Origin of the sequence: Saccharibacillus sp. O23, from assembly GCF_002205895.1 — a bacterium.
In the GTDB taxonomy this organism is placed as follows: Bacteria; Bacillota; Bacilli; order Paenibacillales; family Paenibacillaceae; genus Saccharibacillus.
In genome coordinates this window covers 18,834-43,947 of the sequence record NZ_NJDE01000013.1, presented here as the reverse complement: position 1 = coordinate 43,947, position 25,114 = coordinate 18,834, and the positions used below count along the sequence as shown (strand labels likewise).

General features: G+C 58.2%; 22 protein-coding genes. 8 read left to right on the top strand and 14 right to left on the bottom strand.

Features of this window, described 5'->3' with window-relative positions:
- The first annotated feature begins 207 nt into the window (after positions 1–207).
- From CDO73_RS16935 to CDO73_RS16910, 6 genes are all read left to right on the top strand, one after another.
- Positions 208–1,218 carry an ABC transporter ATP-binding protein gene (locus CDO73_RS16935; RefSeq protein WP_088489713.1) on the top strand — a complete coding sequence of 337 codons (1,011 nt, stop codon included), beginning with the start codon at positions 208–210 and terminating at the stop codon, positions 1,216–1,218.
- Positions 1,215–2,237, top strand: coding sequence for an ABC transporter ATP-binding protein (locus CDO73_RS16930; RefSeq protein WP_088489712.1), 1,023 nt, complete (start codon positions 1,215–1,217; stop codon positions 2,235–2,237). Before CDO73_RS16935 ends, CDO73_RS16930 begins: the two co-directional genes overlap by 4 nt.
- A 42-nt stretch (positions 2,238–2,279) precedes the next feature.
- Positions 2,280–3,230 (top strand): ABC transporter permease, encoded by a 951-nt coding sequence (locus CDO73_RS16925; protein ID WP_179218729.1) that lies wholly within the window; start codon positions 2,280–2,282, stop codon positions 3,228–3,230.
- A gap of 28 nt (positions 3,231–3,258) precedes the next feature.
- Positions 3,259–4,170: an oligopeptide ABC transporter permease gene (gene opp4C / locus CDO73_RS16920; protein WP_088489711.1), complete on the top strand. Its 912-nt coding sequence runs from the start codon at positions 3,259–3,261 to the stop codon at positions 4,168–4,170.
- Between the two features lie 64 nt (positions 4,171–4,234).
- Positions 4,235–5,863: an ABC transporter substrate-binding protein gene (locus tag CDO73_RS16915; protein WP_088489710.1), complete on the top strand. Its 1,629-nt coding sequence runs from the start codon at positions 4,235–4,237 to the stop codon at positions 5,861–5,863.
- A gap of 354 nt (positions 5,864–6,217) precedes the next feature.
- Positions 6,218–7,681 carry a M20 family metallopeptidase gene (locus CDO73_RS16910; RefSeq protein WP_088489709.1) on the top strand — a complete coding sequence of 488 codons (1,464 nt, stop codon included), beginning with the start codon at positions 6,218–6,220 and terminating at the stop codon, positions 7,679–7,681.
- 316 nt (positions 7,682–7,997) lie between these two features.
- Here the strand turns inward: CDO73_RS16910 and CDO73_RS16900 are convergent, their stop codons facing one another.
- From CDO73_RS16900 to CDO73_RS16875, 5 genes are all read right to left on the bottom strand, one after another.
- Positions 7,998–8,984: an ABC transporter substrate-binding protein gene (locus CDO73_RS16900; RefSeq protein ID WP_088489707.1), complete on the bottom strand. Its 987-nt coding sequence runs from the start codon at positions 8,982–8,984 to the stop codon at positions 7,998–8,000.
- A gap of 673 nt (positions 8,985–9,657) precedes the next feature.
- Positions 9,658–10,920 (bottom strand): winged helix-turn-helix domain-containing protein, encoded by a 1,263-nt coding sequence (locus tag CDO73_RS16890; RefSeq protein ID WP_088489705.1) that lies wholly within the window; start codon positions 10,918–10,920, stop codon positions 9,658–9,660.
- A 185-nt stretch (positions 10,921–11,105) separates the two neighbouring features.
- Positions 11,106–11,897 carry a sulfite exporter TauE/SafE family protein gene (locus CDO73_RS16885; protein ID WP_088489704.1) on the bottom strand — a complete coding sequence of 264 codons (792 nt, stop codon included), beginning with the start codon at positions 11,895–11,897 and terminating at the stop codon, positions 11,106–11,108.
- A gap of 37 nt (positions 11,898–11,934) precedes the next feature.
- Positions 11,935–12,549 (bottom strand): SUKH-4 family immunity protein, encoded by a 615-nt coding sequence (locus tag CDO73_RS16880; RefSeq protein ID WP_088489703.1) that lies wholly within the window; start codon positions 12,547–12,549, stop codon positions 11,935–11,937.
- A 7-nt stretch (positions 12,550–12,556) separates the two neighbouring features.
- Positions 12,557–12,775 carry a hypothetical protein gene (locus CDO73_RS16875; protein WP_088489702.1) on the bottom strand — a complete coding sequence of 73 codons (219 nt, stop codon included), beginning with the start codon at positions 12,773–12,775 and terminating at the stop codon, positions 12,557–12,559.
- Between the two features lie 205 nt (positions 12,776–12,980).
- On the opposite strand from CDO73_RS16875, the gene CDO73_RS16870 reads away from it, so the two are divergent.
- Entirely contained in the window at positions 12,981–13,502 is a 522-nt protein-coding gene (locus tag CDO73_RS16870) for a DUF3916 domain-containing protein (protein WP_088489701.1), read from the top strand.
- Positions 13,503–13,567: 65 nt separating this feature from the next.
- On the opposite strand, the gene CDO73_RS16865 is transcribed toward CDO73_RS16870, so the two are convergent.
- The 4 genes from CDO73_RS16865 to CDO73_RS16850 form a co-directional block, all read right to left on the bottom strand.
- Positions 13,568–14,179: an alpha/beta hydrolase gene (locus CDO73_RS16865; protein WP_088489700.1), complete on the bottom strand. Its 612-nt coding sequence runs from the start codon at positions 14,177–14,179 to the stop codon at positions 13,568–13,570.
- A gap of 27 nt (positions 14,180–14,206) precedes the next feature.
- Positions 14,207–15,160 (bottom strand): ring-cleaving dioxygenase, encoded by a 954-nt coding sequence (locus CDO73_RS16860; protein ID WP_088489699.1) that lies wholly within the window; start codon positions 15,158–15,160, stop codon positions 14,207–14,209.
- Positions 15,161–15,256: 96 nt separating this feature from the next.
- Positions 15,257–15,748 (bottom strand): MarR family winged helix-turn-helix transcriptional regulator, encoded by a 492-nt coding sequence (locus tag CDO73_RS16855; RefSeq protein ID WP_088489698.1) that lies wholly within the window; start codon positions 15,746–15,748, stop codon positions 15,257–15,259.
- A gap of 363 nt (positions 15,749–16,111) precedes the next feature.
- On the bottom strand, positions 16,112–18,511 hold the full coding sequence (locus CDO73_RS16850; protein ID WP_088489697.1) for an ABC transporter ATP-binding protein/permease: 2,400 nt from the start codon (positions 18,509–18,511) through the stop codon (positions 16,112–16,114).
- Positions 18,512–18,741: 230 nt separating this feature from the next.
- Here CDO73_RS16850 and CDO73_RS16845 point away from each other — a divergent pair, with 230 nt between their 5' ends.
- The gene (locus tag CDO73_RS16845; RefSeq protein WP_088489696.1) at positions 18,742–19,455 is read left to right on the top strand and encodes a Na-translocating system protein MpsC family protein; all 714 of its coding nucleotides are present in this window, start codon (positions 18,742–18,744) and stop codon (positions 19,453–19,455) included.
- A 127-nt stretch (positions 19,456–19,582) separates the two neighbouring features.
- On the opposite strand, the gene CDO73_RS16840 is transcribed toward CDO73_RS16845, so the two are convergent.
- From CDO73_RS16840 to CDO73_RS16820, 5 genes are all read right to left on the bottom strand, one after another.
- Positions 19,583–19,879 carry a DUF6509 family protein gene (locus tag CDO73_RS16840; RefSeq protein ID WP_088489695.1) on the bottom strand — a complete coding sequence of 99 codons (297 nt, stop codon included), beginning with the start codon at positions 19,877–19,879 and terminating at the stop codon, positions 19,583–19,585.
- 1 nt (position 19,880) lies between these two features.
- Positions 19,881–21,818 carry an ATP-dependent DNA helicase gene (locus CDO73_RS16835; RefSeq protein WP_088489694.1) on the bottom strand — a complete coding sequence of 646 codons (1,938 nt, stop codon included), beginning with the start codon at positions 21,816–21,818 and terminating at the stop codon, positions 19,881–19,883.
- Between the two features lie 178 nt (positions 21,819–21,996).
- The gene (locus CDO73_RS16830; protein WP_088489693.1) at positions 21,997–22,836 is read right to left on the bottom strand and encodes a sugar phosphate isomerase/epimerase family protein; all 840 of its coding nucleotides are present in this window, start codon (positions 22,834–22,836) and stop codon (positions 21,997–21,999) included.
- Between the two features lie 136 nt (positions 22,837–22,972).
- Positions 22,973–24,394, bottom strand: a complete 1,422-nt coding sequence (locus tag CDO73_RS16825; RefSeq protein WP_088489692.1) for a metallophosphoesterase — start codon at positions 24,392–24,394, stop codon at positions 22,973–22,975.
- Between the two features lie 138 nt (positions 24,395–24,532).
- On the bottom strand, positions 24,533–25,111 hold the full coding sequence (locus CDO73_RS16820) for a hypothetical protein (RefSeq protein ID WP_088489691.1): 579 nt from the start codon (positions 25,109–25,111) through the stop codon (positions 24,533–24,535).
- Positions 25,112–25,114: the final 3 nt, after the last annotated feature.

Here is a 25,114-nt window from a genome sequence, read left to right as displayed (position 1 = left end):
GTCGATTATAGCCGCTTGCGCTGCAACGTTAAAGCATAAAAAAAATGCCCGAAGCACAAAAAATGATCCTTTTTACCGGATAAATCGAATTTTCGGCACAAATCAAGTTCCATAAGCCAACCTGAAACACTTTCTGAAAACGTCATTGTTCCTTACAATAGGATCAACAACGAAAGATATCCTGACATCGGAAAGGAGCCTGATTCGATGAACGATTTGCTCGAAGTAGAAGAGATCGAAACGGTGTTTCGTACGGAACGCGGGGAAGTGACGTCGGTAGACGGCGTCAGTTTCCGGCTCAAAGCGGGCGAGACGCTCGGCATCGTCGGCGAATCCGGCTGCGGCAAAAGCGTCACTTCGCTCTCCATCATGAGCTTGCTCGGCAAAAACGGTTCGATTCGTCGGGGAGAAATCCGCTTGAACGGCCGCAAGATTACGGGACTCGCCGAATCGGCGATGCGCCGCATTCGCGGCAGCGAAGTCTCGATGATCTTCCAAGATCCGATGACTTCGCTCAATCCGGTATTCACCATCGGCAGCCAACTGATCGAATCGATCTCGCTCCATCTGAAACTCAAGAATCGGCAGGCCCGCGATCATGCGATCGATATGCTGCGCAAGGTCGGCATCTCCCGGCCGGAAGAGATCATGGACGAATATCCGCATAAGTTGTCCGGCGGCATGCGTCAGCGGGTGATGATCGCCATCGCGCTCTCCTGCAAACCGAAACTGCTGATCGCCGACGAACCGACTACCGCGCTCGACGTGACCATTCAGGCCCAGATTCTCGACTTGATGAAAAAGCTGCGCGAAGAAACGGGAACGGCCATCATGCTGATCACCCACGATCTGGGCGTCGTCGCCGAAATGGCCGATCGGGTCATCGTGATGTACGCGGGACAGGTCGTCGAAGAAGCGGACGTATTCACCTTGTTCGACAAACCGCTGCACCCCTACACGATCGGCTTGATGAGTTCGATCCCCCATCTGGACGCGGACGACGACGAGACGCTGGCTTCGATTCCCGGAACGGTTCCTCCGCTGCAAAACATGCCTTCCGGCTGCCGTTTCCATACCCGCTGCCCTTTGGCCAGAGAAAAATGTTCGGCTCTGGCTCCTCCGCTGCTCGAAATGGCGGAAGGACACCGCGTCCGCTGTTGGGCGGCGCAAGGCGATATGGAAGGTTACGAAACTCAGGCGAAAGGAGAGTTCTTATGATCGAATTCGATTCTTCCGTACTCGAACGACCGCAGCCCGAGACCGCGTCCACGCTGCTTCAGCTTAACGGACTCAAGACGCATTATCCGATTCGCAAAGGACTGCTCGGGCGCGTCCGGGGCCATGTCAAAGCGGTCGACGGCGTCAGCCTTGACATCCGCGAAGGCGAAACGTTGGGACTGGTCGGCGAATCCGGCTGCGGCAAATCGACGATCGGTCGGACCATTCTGAGGCTCGAACAATCGACGGGCGGACAAATCCTGTACAAAGGCGAAGACATCACCCGGTATTCGACGCCGAAGATGCGGCCGCTGCGCACCGAGATGCAGATGATTTTCCAAGATCCTTTTTCTTCGCTGAATCCGTGGATGCGAGTCAAAGACATTCTCAAAGAACCGATGCTCGCCCACGGCAAAGCGACCGCTTCGACCGCCGATGCCGAAGTCGACCGGCTGCTGGACGCGGTCGGCATTCCCCGCTCTTACAAAGACCGTTACGTGCACGAATTCTCCGGCGGGCAGCGGCAGCGGATCGGGATCGCCCGGGCTTTGTCGCTGAACCCCAAATTCATCGTCTGCGACGAACCGGTGTCCGCGCTGGACGTATCGATTCAAGCCCAAGTCCTTAACCTGCTCAAAGAGCTGCAAAAAGAACTCGGCCTCACTTACCTCTTCATCGCCCACGGGCTGGGAGCGGTCAAATACATCAGCACGCGGATCGCGGTCATGTATCTGGGCAAAGTCGTGGAGATCGGAACCAAAGACGAGATCTTCCGCAATCCCAAACATCCGTACACGCGGATTCTGCTGAACGCGTATCCCGTGCCGAATCCGCATCTGCGCGGACGCGAGAAGATCGTTGTGCAGGGCGACGTGCCTTCGCCGGCCAACCCGCCGTCCGGCTGCCGTTTTCACACCCGCTGCCCGTTCGCGCAGGAGCTCTGCCGACAGGAAGAACCCCCGCTCGCCGCGGACGGAACCAACGGCGGACACGCGGCGGCCTGCCATTTTACGTTATAAACGAAACGTTCGTCCATTCGTCCGAAAAGGAGGTTGTCTCGCATGCTGACTTATATCGTTCGCCGGCTGTTGATCTTCGTTCCGGTACTGCTCGGCATCACGATCATCAACTTCATCATCGTGAATATGGCGCCGGGCAACCCGGTCGACATGTATATCGATCCGAATATGTCGCCGGAGATCATCGAAGCCAAAAAAGAAGCGCTCGGCTTGAACGATCCGCTGATCGTCCAATACGTCAAATGGCTGGGCACGCTCTTGACCGGCGATCTGGGCTACTCGATGAGCTCTTACGCGCCGGTCGCCCAGCTCGTCGGCGAACGGATCATGCCGACCGTCACGTTGGGATTGGCCGCGCTGGTTCTCGCGCTGCTGATCGCGGTCCCGCTCGGCATCCTGAGCGCGCTCAAACAGAACACCAAGATCGATTATTTCGTGACCGGCTTGTCGTTCATCGGCACGTCGATCCCCAACTTCTTCCTCGGGCTGGCTCTGATCTATATCTTCGCCGTGAATCTGGGCGTCCTGCCGACCGGCGGCATGCAGCAGCTCGGCGGCGACGGCGGCATGTGGGACCGCGTCCGGCATATGATCCTGCCGGCGATCGTGCTGGCGACGGCGATCGCCGGCCGCAAAGTCCGCTATGTTCGCGCCAGCATGCTCGACGTGCTGAAGCAGGATTATCTGCGGACCGCGCGTTCCAAAGGCGTGCACGAATTCTGGGTCACGAACAAACATGCGCTGCGCAACGCCCTGCTTCCGGTGATCACCGTAGTCGGACTGGAGATTCCGATCCTGCTCGGCGGCGCGATCATCACCGAACAGATCTTCCAATGGCCGGGCATCGGCCAACTGACGCTCCAATCCATGATGTCCCGCGATTATCCGACGATCATGGCGCTGAATCTGATCGCCGCCATCGCGGTGCTCGGCGCCAATCTGTTGACGGACATTCTGTATTCCGCGGCCGATCCGCGCATCAAGGTAGGCTGATTCCCATTTCGCTCAGGAGGTGAACCCGATGTCCACAACCAAGCTTCCGACGTTGGCCCAAGCCGGCGTACCGACCCTGCCGGAGATCGAAAACGTACAGGTCGAGAAACGTTTCCGGCAGGTCTCCCGGCGCTTCGCCCGCAACAAGATGGCGGTGATCGGCCTGTTCTTCTGCATCGCGTTGTTCGCGATCGGCTTGTTCGCTCCGCTGCTTCAGCCTTACCCGCCGGATCAAGTCTCCGGCGAGTTCTCGGCTCCGCCGAGCGCGGCCCATCTGCTGGGCACCGACCAGATCGGACGCGACGTGCTCAGCCGCTTGATCTCGGCCACGCAGGTCTCGCTCTTGGTCGGCTTCGCCACCGTCGCGATCTATGTCGCGTTCGGCACGCTCGTCGGCCTGTTATCCGCTTATTACGGCGGCTGGATCGATACCGTGTTCATGCGGATTACCGATATGTTCATGGCGTTCCCGTTCATGATGGTCATCCTTGTCGTCGTCAGCGTGGTCGGACCGAGCCTGTTTACGATCATCGCGGTGCTCGCGCTGTTCTCTTGGCCGAGCATCGCCCGGCTGGTTCGCGGCAGCGTCTTGTCGCTGAAGCAGGCGGATCACGTCCGCGCCGCCGTCTCGCTCGGTCTGAAGACGCCGCGCATCATCATGCAGCATATCTTCCCCGGCGCTCTCGCTCCGATCATCGTCAACGCGACGTTCGGCGTCGCTTCCGCCATCTTGACGGAATCGGGACTCAGCTTTCTCGGCATGGGCGTGCAGCCGCCGACCGCGAGTTGGGGCAATATGCTGAGCGAAGCGCAGTCGATCTCGGTGCTGAGCGATCAGCCGTGGCTGTGGCTGCCGGCCGGACTCGCGATCCTGCTGACGGTGCTGGCGATCAACTTCGTCGGCGACGGCCTGCGCGACGCGCTCGATCCGAAGCAATAAAATCTTCGCGGGATGACTGTTACTATCGAATGATTCCAATCCAATCGCCTAGGGGGCCGTACTTATGAGAAAACACAGAAAACCGTTCAGCGCGCTGCTGTTGACCGCAGCCGTCGCTTTGACCTTGTCGGCCTGCGGAGGCGGAGGCTACACGACCACCAAAGAAGCTTCGGCCGATTCGTCCGCCGCTTCTTCCGCGGGCGGCACCGCCGTTATCGGGATCGTCAATCCGCCTACGACCTTCAATCCGCTTAACCCGAACGATACGGCCTCCACGCAGGCGATCTCGGTCATGAACGACAGCCTCTCCGTCCTGAACGACAAATTGGAATTCGAGCTGCGGTTGGCCGACGCGATCGACACCGAAGACAATCGGACGTTCAAGATTCATCTCCACGATAACGCGACCTGGAACGACGGAACGGACTTCACGACCAAAGACGTCGAATACACGCTCAACATGATCGCGAATCCGAGCGTGACGAGCAATATCAACCTGTCGTTTATCGAAGGCTTGAACGATTCCGGCAAGCTGGACGCGGGCACGAGCAGCATCTCCGGTTTCAAAAGCCTCGACGACAAGACGTTTACCGTAACCACGAAATATCCGGTCGAAATGACGTACTTCAACGACGGCTTCAGCGGCAAGGTTCGTTTCCTGCCTCAGCATGTACTCAAAGACACGCCGGCGGAATCGCTCGATACCAGCCCTTACATGCAGAATCCGACCGTGACGATCGGCCAGTTCAGTTTCGTCAAATTCGCCAAAGACCAATACATCCAATACAAAGCCAACGAAAGCTATTATCTCGGCGCGCCGAAGCTGTCCGGGCTGTACCTGAAGATCATGACGGCTTCGAATCTGGTCGCTCAGATCCAGACGGGCGAAGTCGACACGAACATGGACCGCACGGGCCTGATCCCGGTCGAGGATTTCGAAAAAGTGTCCAATATGACGAACGTGACCTCTTCCTTCTCTCCGATCAGCACGCCGGTATCCGTCATGTTCAACGTCCAGAAGATGAGCGATCCGAAAGTGCGCAGAGCGCTCGAAATGGCGGTCAACCGTCAGCAGATCGTGGACAAGCTGCTCAAAGGCAACGGCGAGATCGTGGACGGCATGCTGCCGAGCACCCACCCGTTCTTCGACGGCAGCATCGAACCTTACGCCTACGATCCGGACGGCGCGAAGAAACTGCTGGAAGAAGCCGGATGGGATTTCGGTCAAGTCATCAAATTCTCGGTTCCGGTCGGCAATAAAGTTCGCGAGCAGGCTTCCGAGCTGATGGCCGCCGACTGGAAAGCGATCGGCTTGCAAGTCGAGATTCAGAAGTTCGATTTCCCGACCCTGCTGCAAAAACTGGTCTCGAACGATTACGAAGTCGGCGTCGTGACGATCCCGTATACGGCCGACCCGAGTTCCGTGTTCAACTACTTCACGCCGGCCAGCGCCATGAACTTCACGGGCATCGACGATCCGAAACTGACGGCATTGATCGAAAAAGGCGCGAAAGAAACGGATACCGAAGCGCGCAAAGAAATCTACAACCAAGTGCAGCAGTACTTCCACGAAAACGTGCCTCAGTTCGCGATGTACGTCGACAAGCTGATGATCGTTCAGTCGAATACGCTGAAAGGGAAAGTGGGACCGGATGCTTTGAATAATTTGTACAAGTGGGAGAAGACGGAATAAAGGGGGCTTCCGCTCCTTGGTTGATCGGGAAGGTCCTATTCGTTGAAAAAGCACGGCGGCGCCGGAGAGATTCCGTTCCGGTCGCTGTCTCAATCGGGAAGCTGGATGAGACTTAGAATGAGGCTTCCCGATTTCAAAGGCGAACACTATAGCGTATGCTTCCGAAGTGCATTTCTTCGAAATGCTTCGGTTCCTTCACTGGAATCTCTCCTCTGCCTCTGTCGCTTTTCAAAGTCAGGACCGCCTCGATACACCCGGATGCTCAGCCCCTTATTTGAAAAGAGTAAAGAAAAGATCAAAACAAGAACAGGGACCAAAAATGAGCAGCAAAATACCAAGAAAGCGGGTGGCGGAATGAAATTAGCGGAAAAGGTATCGGAATTGGTCGAGCGGAAAAGAAATCTCTTTACGGAAGCGAGCGACAAGGTCTGGGGATTCGCGGAGATCCGGTACGAAGAATTCCGTTCGGCGGAGCTGCTGGCGGAGCTGTTGGAACAACAGGGCTTCGAGGTCGAGCGGGAAGCGGCGGGGATCGCGACGGCGTTCGTCGCGAGTTACGGCAGCGGCAAGCCGGTGATCGCGCTGCTGGGCGAATACGACGCGCTGGCGGGGCTCAGCCAGCAGGCCGGGCTCGACGGGTTCGAGCCGGTCGTTCCGGGCGGCAGCGGACACGGATGCGGACATAACCTGCTCGGAACGGGCGCGCTGGCGGCGGCCGTCGCGGTCAAAGATTATATGGCCGAGACGGGCGCGTCGGGCACGGTACGTTTCTACGGCTGTCCGGCCGAAGAAAGCGGCGCGGGCAAGACGTTCATGGCGCGGAGCGGTCTGTTCGACGACGTCGATGCCGCCGTGACTTGGCATCCCGGCACGAGCCACGGCGTCATGCAGGTCACGTCGCTCGCGACGACGACGGTCCGCTTCCGTTTCCTCGGCAAAAGCACGCATGCCGCGGCCGAACCGCATCTGGGCCGCAGCGCGCTCGATGCGGTCGAGCTGATGAGCGTGGGGGTCAATTATATGCGCGAGCATATGATCGACCAAGCGCGCATTCACTACGCCGTGTTGAACACGGGCGGCAGCGCGCCGAACGTGGTCCAATCCGAAGCCGAGGTCCTCTATTCGATCCGAGCGCCCAAGTCGCCGCAGGTACGCGAACTGTTCGAACGCGTGAAGGACGTGGCCCGCGGAGCGGCGCTGATGAGCGGCACGCGCATGGAATTCGTCGTGACCGGCGCGACGTCCGACCTGATCCCGAATCCGGCGCTGGAGAAAGTCATGCACCGGCATATGGACGAGATCTCGCCGCCGGTTCCGATCGCGGAAGAGATCGATTACGCGAAGCGGATCTTCGCGTCGATTCCCGAACCCGACAAACAGTCGGCGGCCGGCCGATTAAGCCGCGAACGCGCCGAAGCGCTGCGGGAGAATCCGCTGCTTCCGGTGCTGTCTCCGCTGATCGAAGGCAGCGTCCCGATGTCCGCTTCGACCGACGTCGGCGATATCAGCTGGCTCGTGCCGACCGTCCAATGTTCGACGGCGACGTGGGCGTTCGCGACTCCGGGGCATTCTTGGCAGGTCGTTTCTCAAGGCTGCTCCTCCCACGCGCACAAAGCGATGCTCTACGCGGGCAAAGCCATGGCCGCTACCGCGATCGAAGCGCTGCTCGATCCGAAGCTTCGGGAAGCCGCGCGGCGCGATCTCGAACTCCAGCTCGCGGGCGAACCTTACGTCTGCCCGATTCCGGACGACGTGTATCCGCCGCAGCCCGAGAACCCGGCGGCGCGGCAAAAAGCGGAAGCGGTGACCGCGCATTGAAGCCTGGTAAGTCGACCGCATTCCGTCCACGGTTCGGGTCCTTCGGAAACACGCACGGTTCAAGCGGGTTGCCGAAGGGCGAAACCTAACCTCTTAAACTAAACGGTCAGCGTGCTAGTACTCGATTCTTGAAATAACGGCGATTCGAAGACGGCGAGCCGGATTTCTTCTCGCCGCGATTCTGCAAACCGAAAACCCGGAAACCGGGGTCCGTCGATCGGACCCGGTTTCCGGGTTTTCGTCATGCGTTTATTGAACGCTATTCGCGTTTCGAAACGAAAAATTTCGTTTTCCTGCAACTTCGCGTCGGATCGGCTTACTTCGAATCGCCGAGGAATCCTTTTTCGAAGATGCCGAGCAGATTTTCGAGCGTGATCGGATCGCTGTAAGACGCGGCCGCCGATTCGAATTCGATCACATGGCCCTGCTCCACGGCAGGGATCTTTTTCCATACCGCCGATTCCGTGATCTCGTTGGACGCGTCCAGCTTGCGGCTGAGCGCGATGAAGTCGCCCGTGTATTCCGGCAGCACTTCGAGCGACAGGGAATAATAACCGTCCGCTTTCACCGCTTCTTTGATCTTATCCGGCATTTTCAGTTTCATGGCCTGATAGAGAATCTCGGTACCGCGCGCCCAACTGTCGCCCAATACGTAAGCGTTCTTGCCGTCGACTTCCAATACCGCGACCGATACGTCGTCGCCGTATTTCGCTTTGATCTTATCGCCGATCTCCGACGCTCTCTTGGTGAAATCGTCTACCCAAGCTTTGGCTTCGTCTTCTTTGCCGAGCAGCTTGCCGATTTCGACCTGTTGATCCAGATAGTTCAGCTTGCCCCAAGTGTATACGACCGTCGGAGCGATCTTGCTCAATTGGTCGAGATTCTTGGTTGTGGAGCCGGCGATGATCAGATCCGGCGTTTGCGCGGCGATGCTTTCCGGGTCGTCTTCGGTGACGACCGCCACGCCTTTGAGTTTATCGGTGAACAGCGGGCTTCCGGCCGTCCATTGATCGACGCCGACCGGCGTCACGCCCAGCGACAAGACGTTCGGCGCGTTGGTCAACGCCACGATGCGAGTCGGATTAGCCGGAATCTCCACCGGTCCCGTCTCGGACTGGTAAGTGACCTTGCCCGATGCGGCTTCTCCGGATGCCGCGTTATCTTTGGTTTCCGTCGATGCGGCCGCTTCCTTGCCGGTTTCCGTCGCCGCCGTGTTCGAAGCCGTGCTTGCGCCGTTTCCGCAGGCGCTCAGCACCAATACGACCAGCAACAGCAGCGCCGCCATCAGAGATTGCTTTTTCATAAGCCGAATATCCCCCTTGAGTTCTGTCTCTTTTTCTATACGGAAATGATAATCATTATCACGTCTCCAAAAGTTTAGACTGCGCGGCCGGCAATGTCAATACGGAGAAACAAAAATCGAAAACGAAAAGCGGAAACAAAAATTCGGAAGCAAAAATCAAATGCAAAAATTGAAAAAAAAGCGGCTTCCCTTTTAGGGAAACCGCTCGGGCTGACTTCCAAAATCGCGTAAGCCGGCAAAACGAGCCGACTCCGAGAACCATTGCTTCCTGGAGGCGGAGAAACAGCTTCTCTAACGGAACCTGGATTCCTTGGAAGCGCCAAACCATCCTTTTCGAAAGGCTAACGGAACGTGGATTCTTTAGCCGGCCGATTCGCTTCTTTTTCGGCTGAAAACCCGCCTTTTTTCAAGCTAAGCGTCATCTCGTTCCGTTAGAATCGGAAAACGGCTCCGAATGCCCGCTAAGCGTCATCTCGTTCCGTTAGCCCCGAAAAAGCATCCAACCCGCTGCGGACGAGATCCCAAGCGCAGCAATGAACGCAGCGCCGCCGAAGCAGAGAACGCCTGCTTCATACTCGCGTTCGAGCATCCGGCCGATCCGGACCAAACCGGGAAAAAATGCTGCGGGCGTCGTGCGCGTGTCGTTTTCTCGCCCGTGCACGCTTGTTCCCGTTTACTCCCGAGGTCCCGGCGGCAGCTCGCCCTCGAAAGTCGTCCCGAGCGAAGCCGCGAAGCGGTGCAGCGCGCGCTCGACGCTGTCGCGCACGGCCGGGTCGGAACCTTCGCCTTCCTCCCACCACCACTGCTTGATGACCAGCGGCTGCTGCCCGCGCTGCTTCTCCGGTTCGAAACGGGCGACGAACCGCCCGTCGGCCGCGACCGGCAGCACGTAATAGCCGTATTTGCGCTCCGCGGCCGGCTTGTAGACCTCCCAGCGGTAATCGAACCCGTACAGTTCCAGAATCAGCCTGCGGTCCCACAGCAGGTTGTCCAGCGGCGCCAGCACGCAGGCGCGCATCGGCCGGCTCGCGGCTCGCTTCTCGTCCTTCGAGTCCCGCTCTTCGCCTTCCAAGGCTCGCTCTTCGCTCTCCGCGGCGAGCGGTCCCGCCGCCAGCGAAGCTTCGAGCAGCGCGGCGTCGCCCGCGCGCAAGTAAAGCGGATGTCCGAGCCCCTCGACATCCGCGGCCAAGATCTCGCCGCGCGCAAGCAGCGCTTCGAAAGCGGCAATGCGCTGCGCGGCCTTCATCCCCGTCATGAGCAGCGCGTCGCTCGGACGGTTCCAGAGCAGGCCCACGCTGCCGATCCGCCGCAGCAGGTACCATTCGTGATAAGCCGCGTCGCTATCGAACGGATCGGGCAGACCGTACAAGCTTTCCGGAACGATCCGTTCCGCGAGATCGTAATACTTGCGGCCCGAGGCCTTGCGCTGCACGACCAACCGGCCGGCAAAATACGAACCTTCCAGCGCGGCTCGGGCCAGCCGCGTTGGTCCCCACGCCCAGTCGACTTTCTCGTCATAATTCAGATCGGCGGAAGACAGCGGGCCGCGTTCGCGGATTTCTTCCAGCACGGCCGTCGCCGCGGCCGGATTTTTCTTGAACCACGCTTCGTGCTTCTGCCGGTGACGCTCGAAATACGGCCAATCTTTCATCGGGAAGATCGCCATGTTTTTGTCCCAATAATCGACCAAACTGCGTTCTTCGTAGAGCAGTTCCCACAGCATCCGGCGGTCGAAATCCGAGATGCGCGATTGCAGAACGAGTTCCGGATTGGTTCCGACCACGTTCAGCGGATCGAATTGAATGCAGCCGACTTTGCGGATATAATCCAGAATCCCTTTTTTGCCCGCCGAATCGAATTCGTGCGACAGCCCGTGATAATCGAACAAAAAACGCCGCGCCTGTTCCCGCGTCAGCGAATAACGCCGCTGTGTCATCTTCCGCGCCCCTCTCCTCTTTCCCGATCGTATGTAAACCGCTGCATCTTCTCGCTTAGGTTATCGCATCAACTCGGACAGGTGCATGTCCGGTTTTTTCGCGAGCAGCCGCGAACGCTCAGAAATCGAACCGCACGCGCCGATGGCGATTTTTTATCCGCTCGTTTTTACGACGGTTTGCGTGCTCAGCCTTTAAACATCAGCCGCACGGCCGCGACCAGCAAACAGACCGACAGCACGCGCACGACCGCGATCGCCGGAATCTTCGAAGCGATTCTCGCGCCGATCTGTCCGCCCGCCAGCGCGCCGATCGCAAGCCACAGAAATTTGTCCCACATCACATGGCCGAGCACCGCGTGCGAGACCGTGCCGACGAACGCCGACAGCAGGATCGAGAACATCGAAGTCGCGGTCGCGATATGCGGCGGAAATGCCAAAAACAAGATCATCGTCGGCACCATCACCGAACCTCCGCCGATGCCGAACAAGCTGGACAGAAAGCCTACGAAGAAGGCGACGCCCGCCGCGAAAGTCATATTGAACGCATATTCGTGCCGGATGCCCGAAGCGTCGAGCAGGCTGCGGCTGACGTTGGGTTTCAGGAAACCCGAGCGGCTTTTCGTCGGTTTGAAGTTGATCGAGATCGCCATCAGCACGAGGAAAATGCCCAGCGAAACGAAAAACACCCGGTTTTCCACTACCCCGGTCGTCCATGCGCCGAGGATCGAACCCGGAATCATCGCCACGGCAAAAGAGAGGCCGCTGCGGTAATCGATTCTTTTTTGCCCCGCGTAAGCGATCGTGCTGGAGATGGCGCTGACGAACAAGACCGCCATCGACGTCCCCGAAATATCGGACACGGGAATGACGTACATCAGCGCCAGTACCGGCACGATGATGAATCCGCCGCCGAGTCCGGCCACCGCTCCGCAGATCGAAGCGATCATGCCGACGGCGATCAAGAGAATGATTTCCATAAACAAATCCTTTCCGCATGTCTGTTATTCGCGCGTTCTAAATCAATCCGTCCCGGACTTGCTCCAATACGATTTTCCACCAAGTTCCACGGCGTTCGAGACATGCAGGATCTTCGCGGCGCAAAGTATCGCGCAGCGCGCGCAGTTCAAGCCTTTCACGCCGTTCGTCCGCTTCCCGGCGAGCCGACTCTTCGGTCGTGCGTTTCGGCTTGATCTCTCCGCGGCGAAAAGCTTCCAGCATCCGCCGCGCTTCTTCCGCGTTCAACGTCAAAGGCTGCGGCACGGGCGGACGACGGCGGCGAAACTCGCGGTACGCGTTCAAACAGCGCAGCAATGAAGAAAGATCGGTATTTACGAATACGCTTTTGCCGCCGTCCGGCCCGCAAGCCCGTATCTCGCCGCTGCCCGATTCGATCACCAGATATTCCGCCGTCCGCTCCCAAACATACGCGATCGGACAGCGTCCGCCTGTTCGCGGACCGGTTCCTTCCGCGAATTCGAGGTCGTCGGCAAACCGTACGCCCGCGTACTCTTCGAGCTCGGAAGGCTGAAGCAGGCCGCCGCGAAGAAGAACCGACGCCGATTCCGGCAGCGCATATCGTTCCGACAGCTCTTGTTTGAAAAAGATCGTATCGTCCGAAATTTCGTTCATCGAATGGTTACCCCTTTTCTGCCCGATCGTCACGGTTTGGCGCGATCTCCCATACCCGTCGGTATACGCTGTACGTCGCCAACGAATCTTTTACGTCCGCCCGGTCTTCTTGCTCGAAATCGCGATACGCGATCAGCGTCGCGGGCAGGCAGCCGATCAGCGCGTTTTCTCCGCCGCAGATCAGGCTTCCTGCGGCGAACAAATACTCCCATCCGTTGTCGCCCAACCTTCGCCTAGCGGTCCGAAATGCACGATCCTGCACCTCCTTTATCTGTTCGCCGCGAACATATTCTTCTGCTTCCAGTTTAGCTTGCGTTCGCGGCCGAGGGCAAGATAAACGGCCGCTTGGCGGAGCGCAAGCCGACGGTTTAGAATAAAACAAAGAAGCTCCGCTCCTCGAATTCAAACGGAGCGCAGCAAGGAGGTCCCCTATGCGAACCCCGAAAATTCGCGGAGTCAAACGCCGAACCCGCCGAATCCTTGAAGAGATCGCGGCCCATACCGCGGCTTTTCCCGACGATTTCGAGCACGGCTATTGGCATCTGCATCTGCCTGCCGACTACAAGTTTATGACTTCGAGCCGGACGCCGAGAAGAACCAAAAGGCTTTGCCTGCAAGCGCTGATGGACGGAGCCGCGCGCCTTGCCGATCTGAAGCCGGACAACGGACGCACGTACCGCGCAGTCGTCGCCGTCGATCTGCCGCAGTTATGGAGTTCGCAGATTATCCTGTTCGAGGGCGACGATTATTTCCGAAGCTTTTTCGAACGAAACGACGAACCGGGGCGTTGGACGCCTCTTCCGGCTGCCCGAAGCCTGCAAGCCGAATGGGGATTGTCTTTCCCTGCCGATTGGCGGCAAAGCGGGTTCCTTGAAGTCATCGAGGGCGAAGACGGATACCATTACGAAGGCGAGATCTGGTTGATCGGGGAATCAGAACCGAAAAACACATAAAAAAGAACCTTCCCGAAAGAAGGTTCTTCCTATTCGATTTGCATTCAGTCTGTTTCGTTTCGCGTTCAACCCGCGAAATGCTCCGCGAACCAGCGCCGAGCGCTTTCCGCTTCCGTCCGCGTCAGTTGATGGCCGAAATGTTCCCAGTTCGCTTTGACCGCCGCGCCTGCGCCTTCGAGCAGTTCGATCAGTTCTTCCGTATTGGCGGCCGGGACCATGCCGTCGTTGCGGCCCGCGCCCACGAATACCTGCACGCCGCTCATGTCCGGCAGATCGAGTCCGCGCATCGGGACCATCGGATGGTGCAGCAGCGCGCCTTGGAACGCGCCGTCGAAATGGAACATCAGGCTCGCCGCGATATTGGCTCCGTTCGAATAACCCAGCGCCACCAGATTCGAGACGTCGTATCCGTACTGCTCGGAAGCCTCCTTCAGGAAATCGCGGATCTCGTTCGTGCGGAACACGAGGTCTTCTTCGTCGAATACGCCTTCCGCCAAGCGGCGGAAAAAGCGCGACATGCCGTTCTCGGATACGTTCCCCCGCAGCGACAAGATCGACGCGCCCGGCGCGATCATTTCAGCCAGCGGAATCAAGTCCTGCTCCGTGCCGCCCGTACCGTGGAAGACCACGATCGTAGGCAGCGCGTCGTTCGTGCCTTTTCGGAAAATATGTTTCATGAGTTATCGTCTCCTCTCGAAATGTCGTTATCCCTGCGTACGGCTGCCCGGCTCGCGGACTTCGATCGGCAGCAGGCCGTTCTCGATCTGCGCGCGTTTGTTTTCGTACCATTCCGGCAGCATCAGTTCTTCCCCGAGATGCATCGGATCTTCGTCCACGGCGAATCCCGGAGGATCGGTCGCGATCTCGAACAGGATTCCGCCTTCTTCCCGGAAGTATACCGCATGGAAGTACTGGCGGTCGATGACCGGCGTCGGTTGGAAGCCGCCGCTGCTCACCGCGCCGCGCCACATTTCGTGTTCGTCGAAGTCCGCCGCGCGCCATGCGATATGATGCACCGTGCCCGCGCCTCCCGCGCCGCGAGGAACCGCCGTCATCGGCAGATCGATCAGGTTGCCCAGTTCGCCCGTCGCCCGGAAGCGCGCGAAGCCCGCGAATTCGCCGACTTTTTCCATGCCGAGCACCGATTCCAGCACATAGGCCGTACGCTGCGGATCGACGCTGTACAGCACCGCGCCGCCGAAACCTTTGATCGCTTTGTCCGCCGGCACGCCGCCGAACGTCCAAGTCGACGCCGCGCCGTCTTCGCGTTCCACCAGTTCGAGCTGCAAGCCTTCGTTGTCTTTGAATTGCAGATAATGTTCGCCGAACCGGTCCGCTTCCGTGAACGAGATCCCGAAGCTCCGCAGCCGTTCTCTCCAGAATTCCGAAGTTCCCGCAGGAATGACGTAAGTGGTAAATCCGACTTGACCGCCGCCGATCCGGCCTCTGCGCGCTCCCGGGAACGGGAAGAACGTAATGATCGTGCCCGGCGCGCCTTCTTCGTTGCCGAAATACAAGTGGTAGACGTCCGGCGCGTCGAAGTTGATCGTTTTTTTGACCAGACGCAGTCCCAGCACGCCCGCGTAGAAATCGACGTTGGCCTGCGGATCGCCCGCGAACGCCGTGATATGGTGAATGCCTGCCGTTTGCAAAGTCATATTTATCGCTCCTTCGATGATAGGTTTTATTTTGAATTTCTTGACTTCAAAGTATTTGACCTGCGAAAAGATTTCCTTTTCCGAGAAGACGGCACGCTATCCGCGTTCCGCCCCTTTGCCGAGCTTCTTGAGCAGTTCCGAGGCCGCTTCCGTCTCTTGAGCGTTCAAGCCGCCCATGATCCGCCGTACCTCGGCCGCATGCTGCGGGAAAATCTCGTCGAACAGCGCCCGGCCGTTCTCGGTAATCTCCGCATAGATCACGCGCCGATCGTTCGGACTCGGTACTCGCTTCAACAGCTCGCGTTTCTCCAGCTTGTCGATGTTGTACGTGACGCTGCCGCTGGTGATCAGAATTTTCTCGCCGATCTGCTGAAGCGGAAAACGTCCTTTGTTGTAGAGCACTTCGAGAATGGTGAATTCGGACGGCGACAGGCCATGCTTCTTCATGTCCTTGACCGCGCGGTCCATCACGTTCTTATAAGCTTTCGAGAGGATCACGAACAGCTTGAGCGACGCGTTCTCTTCCGCCGCATCGGCTTCGATCGCGCCTGTTTCTTCCGGATCCGCCGCTTGCCGTTGTTCCGTCATGGGAATTCACCTCCTTGCGCATTCTGCCTGTTCGGCTGCTGCATCTCTTTTAATTTAAATCTCTTGAATTAAAGATAAATCATTTTCTTCAGTCTGTCAACCTTTTATTCAAAAACTAAAAAAGCCCTCGAAAGGGCTTGTGCGCATCACGCCTCTTAACGGCGCTTACGCATACCTTGCACCAGATTGATGACCTGTTTGGCGGTCGTAATCACGGTCACGATCGTTCCGACCGTACGCAGCAGTTTCTTCATGTCGCAGGACCTCCTCGCAGGGGAATCGGGGCCGGCTTGCGCCGACTCGCTCTACTGCTTTTTCCCCATGAAACCGGACGGCGAAACAGTCTCAAGCCCGCGCGCCGACTTATTCGCTCCGCAGCGCCGCGACCGGGTCTTTGCGCGCGGCGAACTTTGCCGGAATAAATCCTCCGAGCATCGTCAGCGCCACGCTGAGCGCGACGAGCGCCGAAGCATGCAGCGGATTCAGCACCGCCACGCCCGACAGATCGGTCATGGATTTGAGCACGATATTGATCGGAATCGTCAGCAGATACGCGATGCCGATCCCGAGCAGCCCGGAAGCCGCGCCGATAATGAACGTTTCCGCGTTGAATACGCGGGTGATGTCTTTCTTGCGCGCGCCCAGCGCCCGCAGCACGCCGATCTCTTTGGTGCGCTCCAACACGGAGATGTAAGTGATGATCCCGATCATGATCAGAGACACGAACAGCGAGATGGAAGCGAACGCGATCAGCACGATCGTGATTCCGTTCATGATGCCGCTCGACAGGCTGGTCACGGTCGCCGCCAGATCGGTATAGACGACTTGTTCGTCGGCGCTTTTGCCTGCGTTCCAATCGTCGAGATACGCGGTCAGTTTTTCTTTGGCGTTAAAATCTTTCGGATACAGCGAGATCGAAGCGGGCTGCGACGAAGCGCCGAGCGAGACCAGCGCCTGCTGCTGCGTCGTCGCGTCCGCGGGATCGGTCATGCCGGACGAACCGCCCGTCATCCCCGGCGGTCCGAAATTCATGCCGCCGAGCAAAGACAATCCGCCCGCGCGGCTGAACGGCTGCCCGCTGACGACGTTCACGGTTCGATTCGCTTCCTGCGCTTCGACTACCGCGGACGACTTCGCGTCTTCGATGAATCGCTGCGCCAGCTCGTCGGAGTAAGCGATTCCCGGGTCCATGGCGGACAGGGGCGAATCCTGTTTTTTGCGAATGATGCCGGTCACCGTCAACGGGATCGTCCGCGAATCTTCGTAGACGCGATTCAAGTCCGGCGCTCCTGCCCGTTCGAACAATCCGTCTCCTTTGGCTCGGTAGAACAGATCGTTCGGAATCAGCTTGAACCGCGTGCCGACGATCTTGTCGAAGTCCACGGACGAAGCGTCGTATTCGAACCCGAGCGTCTCCATCGCCGATTTATCGATCCGATTGTATTCGTCCACGACCAGCGCGATATCGGTCGGCTCGGACGGATAGCTTCCGGCGACGGCGTCGTACACCTGCCGGATATAGCTGCCTCCGACGGACTGCGGTTTGGACGGATAAGCGGCGAATCCCGCTTCGCTCAGATCGACGCCCGAGACCTGCCCGTCCGCCGTGCGCTTCAGCACGTTCAGATGCACTTCGCGGGTATACGAGATGCCGTCGAGCAGCGCGGGGTCGACGGCGTTCAGATAACTTAAGTAATCGCCCGTGATCGTATTCAGATGCAGCACGGTGTTGGCGGCCGGATCGTACGGATACACTTCGCGGACCTCCGGAAACTCCGGCAGCTCGACCTCCGCGCCTCCCGGCGTACCCGGCGGCGGCTGGGTGAAGTCGATATTGGCCGCCGTCCGGCTGATCGTTACCGGGAAATTGGACAGCGCGCCAGATTCGTATTTGCTGATCTGCTTGTCGAACCCGTTCGAGAGCGACAGAATCAGCGCGATGCCGATAATGCCGATGCTGGAAGCGAACGCGGTTAGCGCGGTTCTCCACTTCTTGGTCGCGATATTGCGGCCCGACAGCTTGAGCGCGGTGAGATAACCCATCGACGTTTTCTTAAGCCGGTAATCGGAAGCCGCGCTCCCGCTCTCCGGCGGATGGCTGTCGGAGACGACCTGTCCGTCGCGGAACTGCACGATCCGGTCGGCGTAACGCTCGGCCAACTCCGGATTATGCGTGACCATGATCACGAGCTTGTCTCCGGCGATCTCGCGGATCAGATCCATGATCTGCGCGCTGGTCGCCGTATCGAGCGCTCCGGTCGGCTCGTCGGCCAAGATGATATCGGGATCGTTGGCGAGCGCCCGTGCGATCGCGACCCGCTGCATCTGCCCGCCCGAGAGTTGGCCCGGCTTTTTGTGCATATGGTCTTCGAGGCCGACGCGCTTCAACACTTCTTCCGCTTTGCGCCTACGAATCGCCGGACCGACGCCGCTTAAGGTCATCCCCATCTCGACGTTGCCGACGATGCTCATATGGGCGATCAGATTGTAGCTCTGAAAAACGAATCCCACGCTGTTGTTGCGGTACGCGTCCCAATCGCGGTCGCGAAATTTCTTCGTCGACTGCCCGTCGATCAGCAGATCGCCTCCGTCATAACGATCGAGCCCTCCGATCAGGTTGAGGCAGGTGGTTTTGCCGGAGCCGCTGGGGCCCAAGATCGCCACGAATTCCTTCTCGCGAAACGTCAGACTGACCCCGTCGAGCGCCGTCTGGGTAAAATCGCCGGTGGTATACGTTTTCGAGATTTGCCGCAATTCAAGCATATGCTTCTCTCCTTCCCTGCTATCGTGCCGGATGAACGGCCGGTCATCTCTTCGTACTCTCGACTATACAGGACTTGCGGTTCATACGAAAGCGTAATGCCGCTTCGAAGCTTGCTTTCGAACGCCGAATGTTCGTCGGACGCGGCCCGCGAAAGAATGCAGCAAAAGAACGATTGCTTGAAGCAATTTTGGGTTAATCCCTCTCATAACTGTTAGAAAGGGGCTTATCGATGTCGAACAACGAATCGTATCGCTCGCTGAATGCTTATTCCGATCTGATTTGCAAAACCCAATTCGGCAAACAGCCCGACTCGATCGAAATTCGGGCGAACGATCGGTGCTGCTTGATCTTTTACCGAGGACTTGTCGATCCCGGCGACTCCCGCCTGCCCGACGATCCGGACGAACGTTACTCGCATGTGTATATCCTGCTCGAACAATTTATTTTCCCTGCGCTCACCCCCAAGATCGAAGCGCTGTCCGGGCGCCGCGTGGAATACGCGTTTATGGATTGGAAAGTCGAGAACAACACTTCGATGATCGCCGCGTTTCTGGTTCCTCTCGACGAGCCGATGCCGGAAGATTTGTATAACGGCAAAGCCCAACTGCACAGCGACATCGAATCGATCACGGAAAAAGTCCAGAAAACACCGGTCAAGATCGAATCTTTCCGTCTGGACGACGATATCCTGATGATCATCCGCAAAGGCCTGCTGATCAGCCTCGAGAAAAAATTGGTCAAAAAAGGCTTCAACACACAGCTTCGCATCGCCAAACGCGAGCTTGAGCTGGATCGCTTCATCGAAGGCATTCCGATCCGCGACCTTGTAGGGCGCGATCTGGAAACCGCTTATATCGATTGGTCGTTCAAAGACGACGTCAGCTTGCTGCTGCTGAAGCTGAGCGAAGAAATCGTTCAGGAGCCCAAAGTTTCGGCCGAATAACGATCTGACCGATCCGCGGTTTCGCAAAGTCCGTTAGACGAGCAGAACCCCCGCTTCTTCGCGATCGAAGAGTCGGGGGTTCTGCTCGTTCGGGCATCGGCCGATCCGCTGCGGATCGAGCTGCCGATTATTGTTCTTCGCTCTCCGCGTAATGCGCCGCGCAGAACGCTTCGGTCTCTTCCAACTCGTCGTCTTCGAGATCGAAGTCCAGCACTTTCTGCGTGCCGCGTTCGATGATCTCGTGTTTGACGATTCGGCGATTCTCGCCGTCCACGCTGTAAATCACGCGCAGCAGCAGGCCTTGAGGCGTGTACAGTTCGTCTTCTTCGTCCACTTCGAACTCGAGCATGAACTCGTACCGTTCGCCCTGCACGATGCCGAAAGCGTCGCGGATCTTCTCTACCGTATATTCCGTAAATTCCATCTTAATTCTCCTTCATGACGGCGCTGCGCGGCAGCAGAGCCGCTACCCGTTCGCGCACGTCCGGTTGTCGTAAAGTTTCTCCGAAAATATCCACGCGGCCGCTGTCTCCGCTCGTGCGGATCAAACGCCCGATGCCTTGACGAAGCCGAAGCAGCATATGCGGCATGTCCACTTCGCCGAACGGGTCGGCGGATTCTCGCCGTTTCGCCGCGAAGACCGGATCGTTCGGAGGGAAAGGCAGCTCCCAAACGATGACGTGATTCAACGAATCGCCCGGCACGTCGAGGCCTTCCCATAACGTGACCGCGCACAGGTTAACTTGCGTGCCGTTCTGGAACTCGGAGATCAGCCGGCTGATCTCCGCATCGCCTTCGTACAGAATCGGGAATTCGGCGAATTCCAGACGCGAATCGGCTTCCGCGCGGAATTTGTCCATCTCTTCGCGCGAAGGGAACAGCAGCAGCGTGCCTCCTGCGCGGCGTTCCAGCACCCGGAGCACGTGATCCGTCTTCGCTTGGACGGAAGTCTCCGTATCCATCGCGGCGGTCATGCTGGCTTCGTAATCGTACGGCGAAGCCACCGAGAACGACAGATATTCGTTCACGCCGAGGCTGTCCGCGATATAGTCGAACGATTCGTCCGCCGACAGCGTCGCCGACGAGAAGACGATCGGCATGTTGCGGCCGAAGACGCGCTCGTTCAGCACTTCTTTGACCTTCTTCGGCATCAACACGAGCGTGAGATCGCCTTGATCGTCCTGCGTCCAGCAGATCAGTTCGCGCGGATTCTTGAACAAAGCCAGCGCCGTCTGCATCATCTCCAGATGCTCTTCGACGATGCGCAGTTGATATTCGTCCAGACTGAACATGCCGCTCTCGAACACGATCTCTTCTTCGATCGCGTCCACCGCGGCGCGGAACGCCTCGACGCCTTTCATCAGCTTGTCCGTCAATTCGAGTTCGCTGCGGTCCGAAGCCGGAACCGGCGTGCTGAAGCGGGCCAGCAGCTCGAACAGATCGTCGCTGCGTTCGATCGCCGTCTCGACGGAGAGCGCCAGCGTCTCGCGAACTTCGCCTTCGAGCAGACGGGTCACGATCGACTCGAACGCCGAATGTTTGAGTTTATAAGTCAGCGCGCTCTGAGCGGCCGTCTCGAGCAGGTGGCCTTCGTCGAACACGACGGAACTATGCTCAGGCAGCAGCGGCAGCTGACCTTCGCGCTTGCGCGCTTCGTACGTCCAGACATGCTCCATGTAGAAGTCGTGCGAGCAGATGATCAGATCGGAAGCTTTGCGGTAATGATCGCGCGAGAGCGTCTGTCCGCAGCGGTGGCGGCGGCTGCACACGAGGCAATCTTGGAACACGTCCCAACCGACTTTGTTCCATTGGCTGTCGTCCAGTTCCGGATAGTCTTTGCGGCTTCCGTAAGGATAGAAAGCTTGCAGCGTGTCCGGAAAATGCACGAACGGCGGCAGTTCTTCGTAAATCTCTTGGAACGTCTCGCCTTCGAAGCCCGTTCCGCGAGCGTCGTCGAGCTTGTTCAAGCACAGATATTGATCGGGCGACTTGCCGAGCCGCACGTCGATGTTCAGATCCAGATGGCGGGCGATCTTGGCGATATCGCCTTCCGGCTTGACGAGCTGCTCGATCAGCGATTCGTCCGCGCACGCGATAACGGCCGGTTTGCGCGTATAGCGGGCGTAGAGCGCGGCATACAGCAGGTAAACGAGCGTCTTGCCCGTCCCTACGCCGGCTTCGGCGAAAATGGTCTTCTTTTCTTTATAAGCGCGCTCCAACTGGAACGCCATGAAGATCTGTTCGTCGCGGGTCTCGAAACCCGCTTCGGGCAAAATATCGTAAAAAACGTCCGCGATCCAATCGGAAGCCTGATCCAGAAACGGAGCCGCGGGGTCGAACGCAAACGGATAAGTAGTGGTCAAAATGCGCGTAAGCCTCCATTGTCATGCGATTTGAAAGACCCGGAATCGTTAAACGGTTCGCAATCGGGCCAAACGTCATTATAACCGGAAAAAGGAATCTTGGCGAGAGGCGAAACGCGAATCGGCCGACGCCGAAAGCCGTTCCTCGCCCGTGGGCGGCGGAACGGCTAGGCGGCGGTCAGATCAGTCCCGCGGCGGCAAACACTTTATCGTATCCTTCGCGCGAACGCTGCACGAGCCGTTCCGGTTCTTCTTCCGGCGGCGCGAGAGTCAGAATCTCCTGCGAGACCGGACCCGTATACCCGATCTCACGAAGCGCGCGCAGGAAAGCGGCCAGATCGATCACCCCTTCGCCCGGATACACCCGATCGTTGTCCAATACCTGTTCGACAGGAACGTCTTTCGCGTCGTTCAGATGCACATGGACGATCTGATCCGGCCGCAGCCGCAGCAGGTCGTCGACTCCCGATTCGTTGGTATACCAGTGATACGCGTCGAGCAGCAGACCGACGTTCGGCTCGCCGATCGCGTCGATCCAATCCAGCGTCTCTTCCATGCTCCGGATGAACGGATGCTTCCAAGCGGTCCGCAGATGATGCGGACCGACGAATTCCAAGCCGAGCCGAATGCCGTAAGTCCCGAGAATTCGGGCACAGGTACGCAAACGCCAAGTCGCCAGCGCCATAAAATGCGCGGGATGATGATCCGTCGAAGGCAGCACGTACGTACAGCAGCGCGTGCAGCCGAGTTTGCGAGCGGCGGCGGCCGCTTCCGTCAAAGCCGGCAATCCCGCAAGAAACGTCTCTTCGTCCGCCCGCCATTCTACCGGCAGATCGATCGAAGCCAAGATCAATCCGTATTCCGCAAGCTGCTCGCAAGCGCCTTCCCGGCCGTAACGTTCGATCAAGCCTCTGGCATCCATATCCACGGCCCCGAAGCCTCCGGCGGCCGCGAGCTGCAAGAACTGTTCGTCGCTTGCGATCGCGCCGAGTCCGGCACGCGTCAATCCTTTTAACATAAGATCCTCCCTGTACGCTGAAATCGATTCGGTTCGGAGAAACGGCATCTCGAATATGCGCGAACCCCGATTTTTGTATTCGCTTCCATCGTATAACGGCAGGTCTTCGATTTCAAACGTTTTCGTTCAAAAAGACTTATGGAGTCGGCTTGGGGAAATCGAGGGTCAACGACAGATTATCCTGCGCTCCCGACTGTCCGACGATGCTCTCTACGTAATGTTTGGCAAAATTCCCGTCTTCGGCCTGCTGCCACAGCTTATACCCTTCCGAAGCCAAGATCGCTTCGCGGTCCTGCTCCTGCGTGCCGGCGAAGTAGCTGACATTGACGTCGGCCATCGTCCGCGCCATCGCTTCGACCTGCCGCGTCGTATACGTGTCGTCCGCGATCAGCCGTTTGAACGCCATCTTGTAGCCGAAGCCCGCAAAAAAGTCCCGCGAATACTGCCGGAAATTCAGTAGGTTCTCGTCTTGGCTGCCCGTGCGTTTCGCCCATGCTTCCACGTCCGTCGTACGGGCTTCGTAATCGAATTTGCGCGCGTCCGCATCGTAATGCATGAGGCCGTAGCGATTCGGAGAAACGGACTGCGCGCCGGTCACGATATCGTATAACGTCTTCCCTTCCTGCTTGACGCGGGCAATATGCTGAATATGGATATGCCCGCTGAGCGAAGGGGTCATATCGAACTTGGCGAATACCCGCTGCGCTTCTTCCGCGTTGTTCAGCGTGAATCCGTCTTGAATCACGTCGCTGTGATCGGTCAAGTTGTGATGCATGACCGGAATGATTCTTGCTCCTGCCCGATTCGCCTGTTCGCCGCAATCCGCGATCCATTTCAGCGTCGAAGGTTTCAGTTCGCCGTCCGTCTCGGGGTAACCGAGCTTGGCATTGTCCGCGTATTTGCTGGTATCCAGCATCAGCAGCCACAGATCGCCGGAAGGCTTGACCAGATAGCTGAGCGAATCCTTATCGCGGGAAGCCGCTTCGCCGTAGCCGTATTCGCCGTAGATCTGCACGAACTGCTCGGGCGTGACGGACCGCGCTTTGTAATGTTTATCCGCTTTGAAGCTGCGCGCCCACGGATTGAGCAGATCATGATTGCCGGGAATGACATAGACGCGCGTACCCGCTTTCTCCACCTTTTGCAGCTTGGCGGACAGGTCTTCGTGACTCTCCAGCTCGCCGTTGTTGGTCAAATCTCCGCTGAGGATCAGCACGTCGGGATGCTCCGCCGCGATCTGATCGGTAAACGCATCGAGCAGTTCAGCGCTGTAATTAAGCTGCTTGCCGTCTCCGGCATGGACGTACGTGTCGAACGCCTGTCCGCCGTCCGTCAGACGGTCGCTCAAAGTATGCAGATCGGTCGCGACCGCCAGCGTGACGTCGCGTTCCGCCGCGATCGCTTCCGGCGCGGCCGCGAGCTGCTCCGTTCCGCGATCGCAGCCGGGCAGCAGGAGCAGGAGCAGGAGCAGGAGCAGGAGCAGAGGCAGCAGCAAAGCCGTTTTATGATTCTTTTTCTTTTTCGATTTTTCGAACGCCGAATGTTTGACGATTTCCATCGCTTCTTCCTCTTTCCGATCGGACTCGCTCCGTTTGAGATATTTTTCACAATTGACTTCCGAAAAAGAACAGCCTGAAAAACCGTTCCCGTCTATTCTAAAGGAAACGGCTCAGACTCGAACCTTCGTATTCCGAAACTATTGTGAATCCGTCCGTCCATTCCGTTCTTCCGGCTTCGCTTTGCTGAGCAGCTCGTCGACCGTATCCCAGCGATGCCGGTATTTCTCGAGCCGCGGATGGAGACGTCCGGGCGCTTCGTCCAGCACGAGCCGAATCCGCACGATCCATTCTTCGAACGTGGCGAACGAAGCGAACCGGTTCGCGTTATCCGGCGTCAGATACAGAAACAGCGGAGACGGATATTTTTCTTCGATAAACCGCAGCGCGGCTTCGAGCGGCGTGTACTTTTTGCGTTTGCCGTCCCAATTCTCCACGCTGACGTTACGCATGATATTCTGCTCTTTGCGCCATTCGTGCAGCCGGTCGTCCCGTTTGTAAAAAGCGCTGGCCGTCTCGCCCGTCAGGCGCTTCACCGTCGCTTCATGCAGCGGATACAGCACCAGATGCGCGAACGAACGCGCTTTGGCCGCATTCGCGGCGCGTTCTAACTGCTCGTCTTCGATCTGTTCGAACGAATCGTAGAAGATCAAGGTGCCTTTGGTCGCCCGCTTGGCCGGTTCCGCGCCGAACGGAATCTGATACGTTTGCCTGCCCATGAT

What these genes read in the sequence shown, in the direction of transcription:
- CDO73_RS16830 (WP_088489693.1), bottom strand. Translation starts at nt 22,836, where the DNA reads ATGTTAAAAGGATTGACGCGTGCCGGACTCGGCGCGATCGCAAGCGAC.
- CDO73_RS16845 (WP_088489696.1), top strand. Translation starts at nt 18,742, where the DNA reads ATGTCGAACAACGAATCGTATCGCTCGCTGAATGCTTATTCCGATCTG.
- CDO73_RS16900 (WP_088489707.1), bottom strand. Translation starts at nt 8,984, where the DNA reads ATGAAAAAGCAATCTCTGATGGCGGCGCTGCTGTTGCTGGTCGTATTG.
- CDO73_RS16930 (WP_088489712.1), top strand. Translation starts at nt 1,215, where the DNA reads ATGATCGAATTCGATTCTTCCGTACTCGAACGACCGCAGCCCGAGACC.
- CDO73_RS16890 (WP_088489705.1), bottom strand. Translation starts at nt 10,920, where the DNA reads ATGACACAGCGGCGTTATTCGCTGACGCGGGAACAGGCGCGGCGTTTT.
- CDO73_RS16860 (WP_088489699.1), bottom strand. Translation starts at nt 15,160, where the DNA reads ATGACTTTGCAAACGGCAGGCATTCACCATATCACGGCGTTCGCGGGC.
- CDO73_RS16850 (WP_088489697.1), bottom strand. Translation starts at nt 18,511, where the DNA reads ATGCTTGAATTGCGGCAAATCTCGAAAACGTATACCACCGGCGATTTT.
- CDO73_RS16910 (WP_088489709.1), top strand. Translation starts at nt 6,218, where the DNA reads ATGAAATTAGCGGAAAAGGTATCGGAATTGGTCGAGCGGAAAAGAAAT.
- CDO73_RS16820 (WP_088489691.1), bottom strand. Translation starts at nt 25,111, where the DNA reads ATGGGCAGGCAAACGTATCAGATTCCGTTCGGCGCGGAACCGGCCAAG.
- opp4C (WP_088489711.1), top strand. Translation starts at nt 3,259, where the DNA reads ATGTCCACAACCAAGCTTCCGACGTTGGCCCAAGCCGGCGTACCGACC.
- CDO73_RS16825 (WP_088489692.1), bottom strand. Translation starts at nt 24,394, where the DNA reads ATGGAAATCGTCAAACATTCGGCGTTCGAAAAATCGAAAAAGAAAAAG.
- CDO73_RS16925 (WP_179218729.1), top strand. Translation starts at nt 2,280, where the DNA reads ATGCTGACTTATATCGTTCGCCGGCTGTTGATCTTCGTTCCGGTACTG.
- CDO73_RS16915 (WP_088489710.1), top strand. Translation starts at nt 4,235, where the DNA reads ATGAGAAAACACAGAAAACCGTTCAGCGCGCTGCTGTTGACCGCAGCC.
- CDO73_RS16880 (WP_088489703.1), bottom strand. Translation starts at nt 12,549, where the DNA reads ATGAACGAAATTTCGGACGATACGATCTTTTTCAAACAAGAGCTGTCG.
- CDO73_RS16935 (WP_088489713.1), top strand. Translation starts at nt 208, where the DNA reads ATGAACGATTTGCTCGAAGTAGAAGAGATCGAAACGGTGTTTCGTACG.
- CDO73_RS16865 (WP_088489700.1), bottom strand. Translation starts at nt 14,179, where the DNA reads ATGAAACATATTTTCCGAAAAGGCACGAACGACGCGCTGCCTACGATC.
- CDO73_RS16870 (WP_088489701.1), top strand. Translation starts at nt 12,981, where the DNA reads ATGCGAACCCCGAAAATTCGCGGAGTCAAACGCCGAACCCGCCGAATC.
- CDO73_RS16885 (WP_088489704.1), bottom strand. Translation starts at nt 11,897, where the DNA reads ATGGAAATCATTCTCTTGATCGCCGTCGGCATGATCGCTTCGATCTGC.
- CDO73_RS16855 (WP_088489698.1), bottom strand. Translation starts at nt 15,748, where the DNA reads ATGACGGAACAACGGCAAGCGGCGGATCCGGAAGAAACAGGCGCGATC.
- CDO73_RS16840 (WP_088489695.1), bottom strand. Translation starts at nt 19,879, where the DNA reads ATGGAATTTACGGAATATACGGTAGAGAAGATCCGCGACGCTTTCGGC.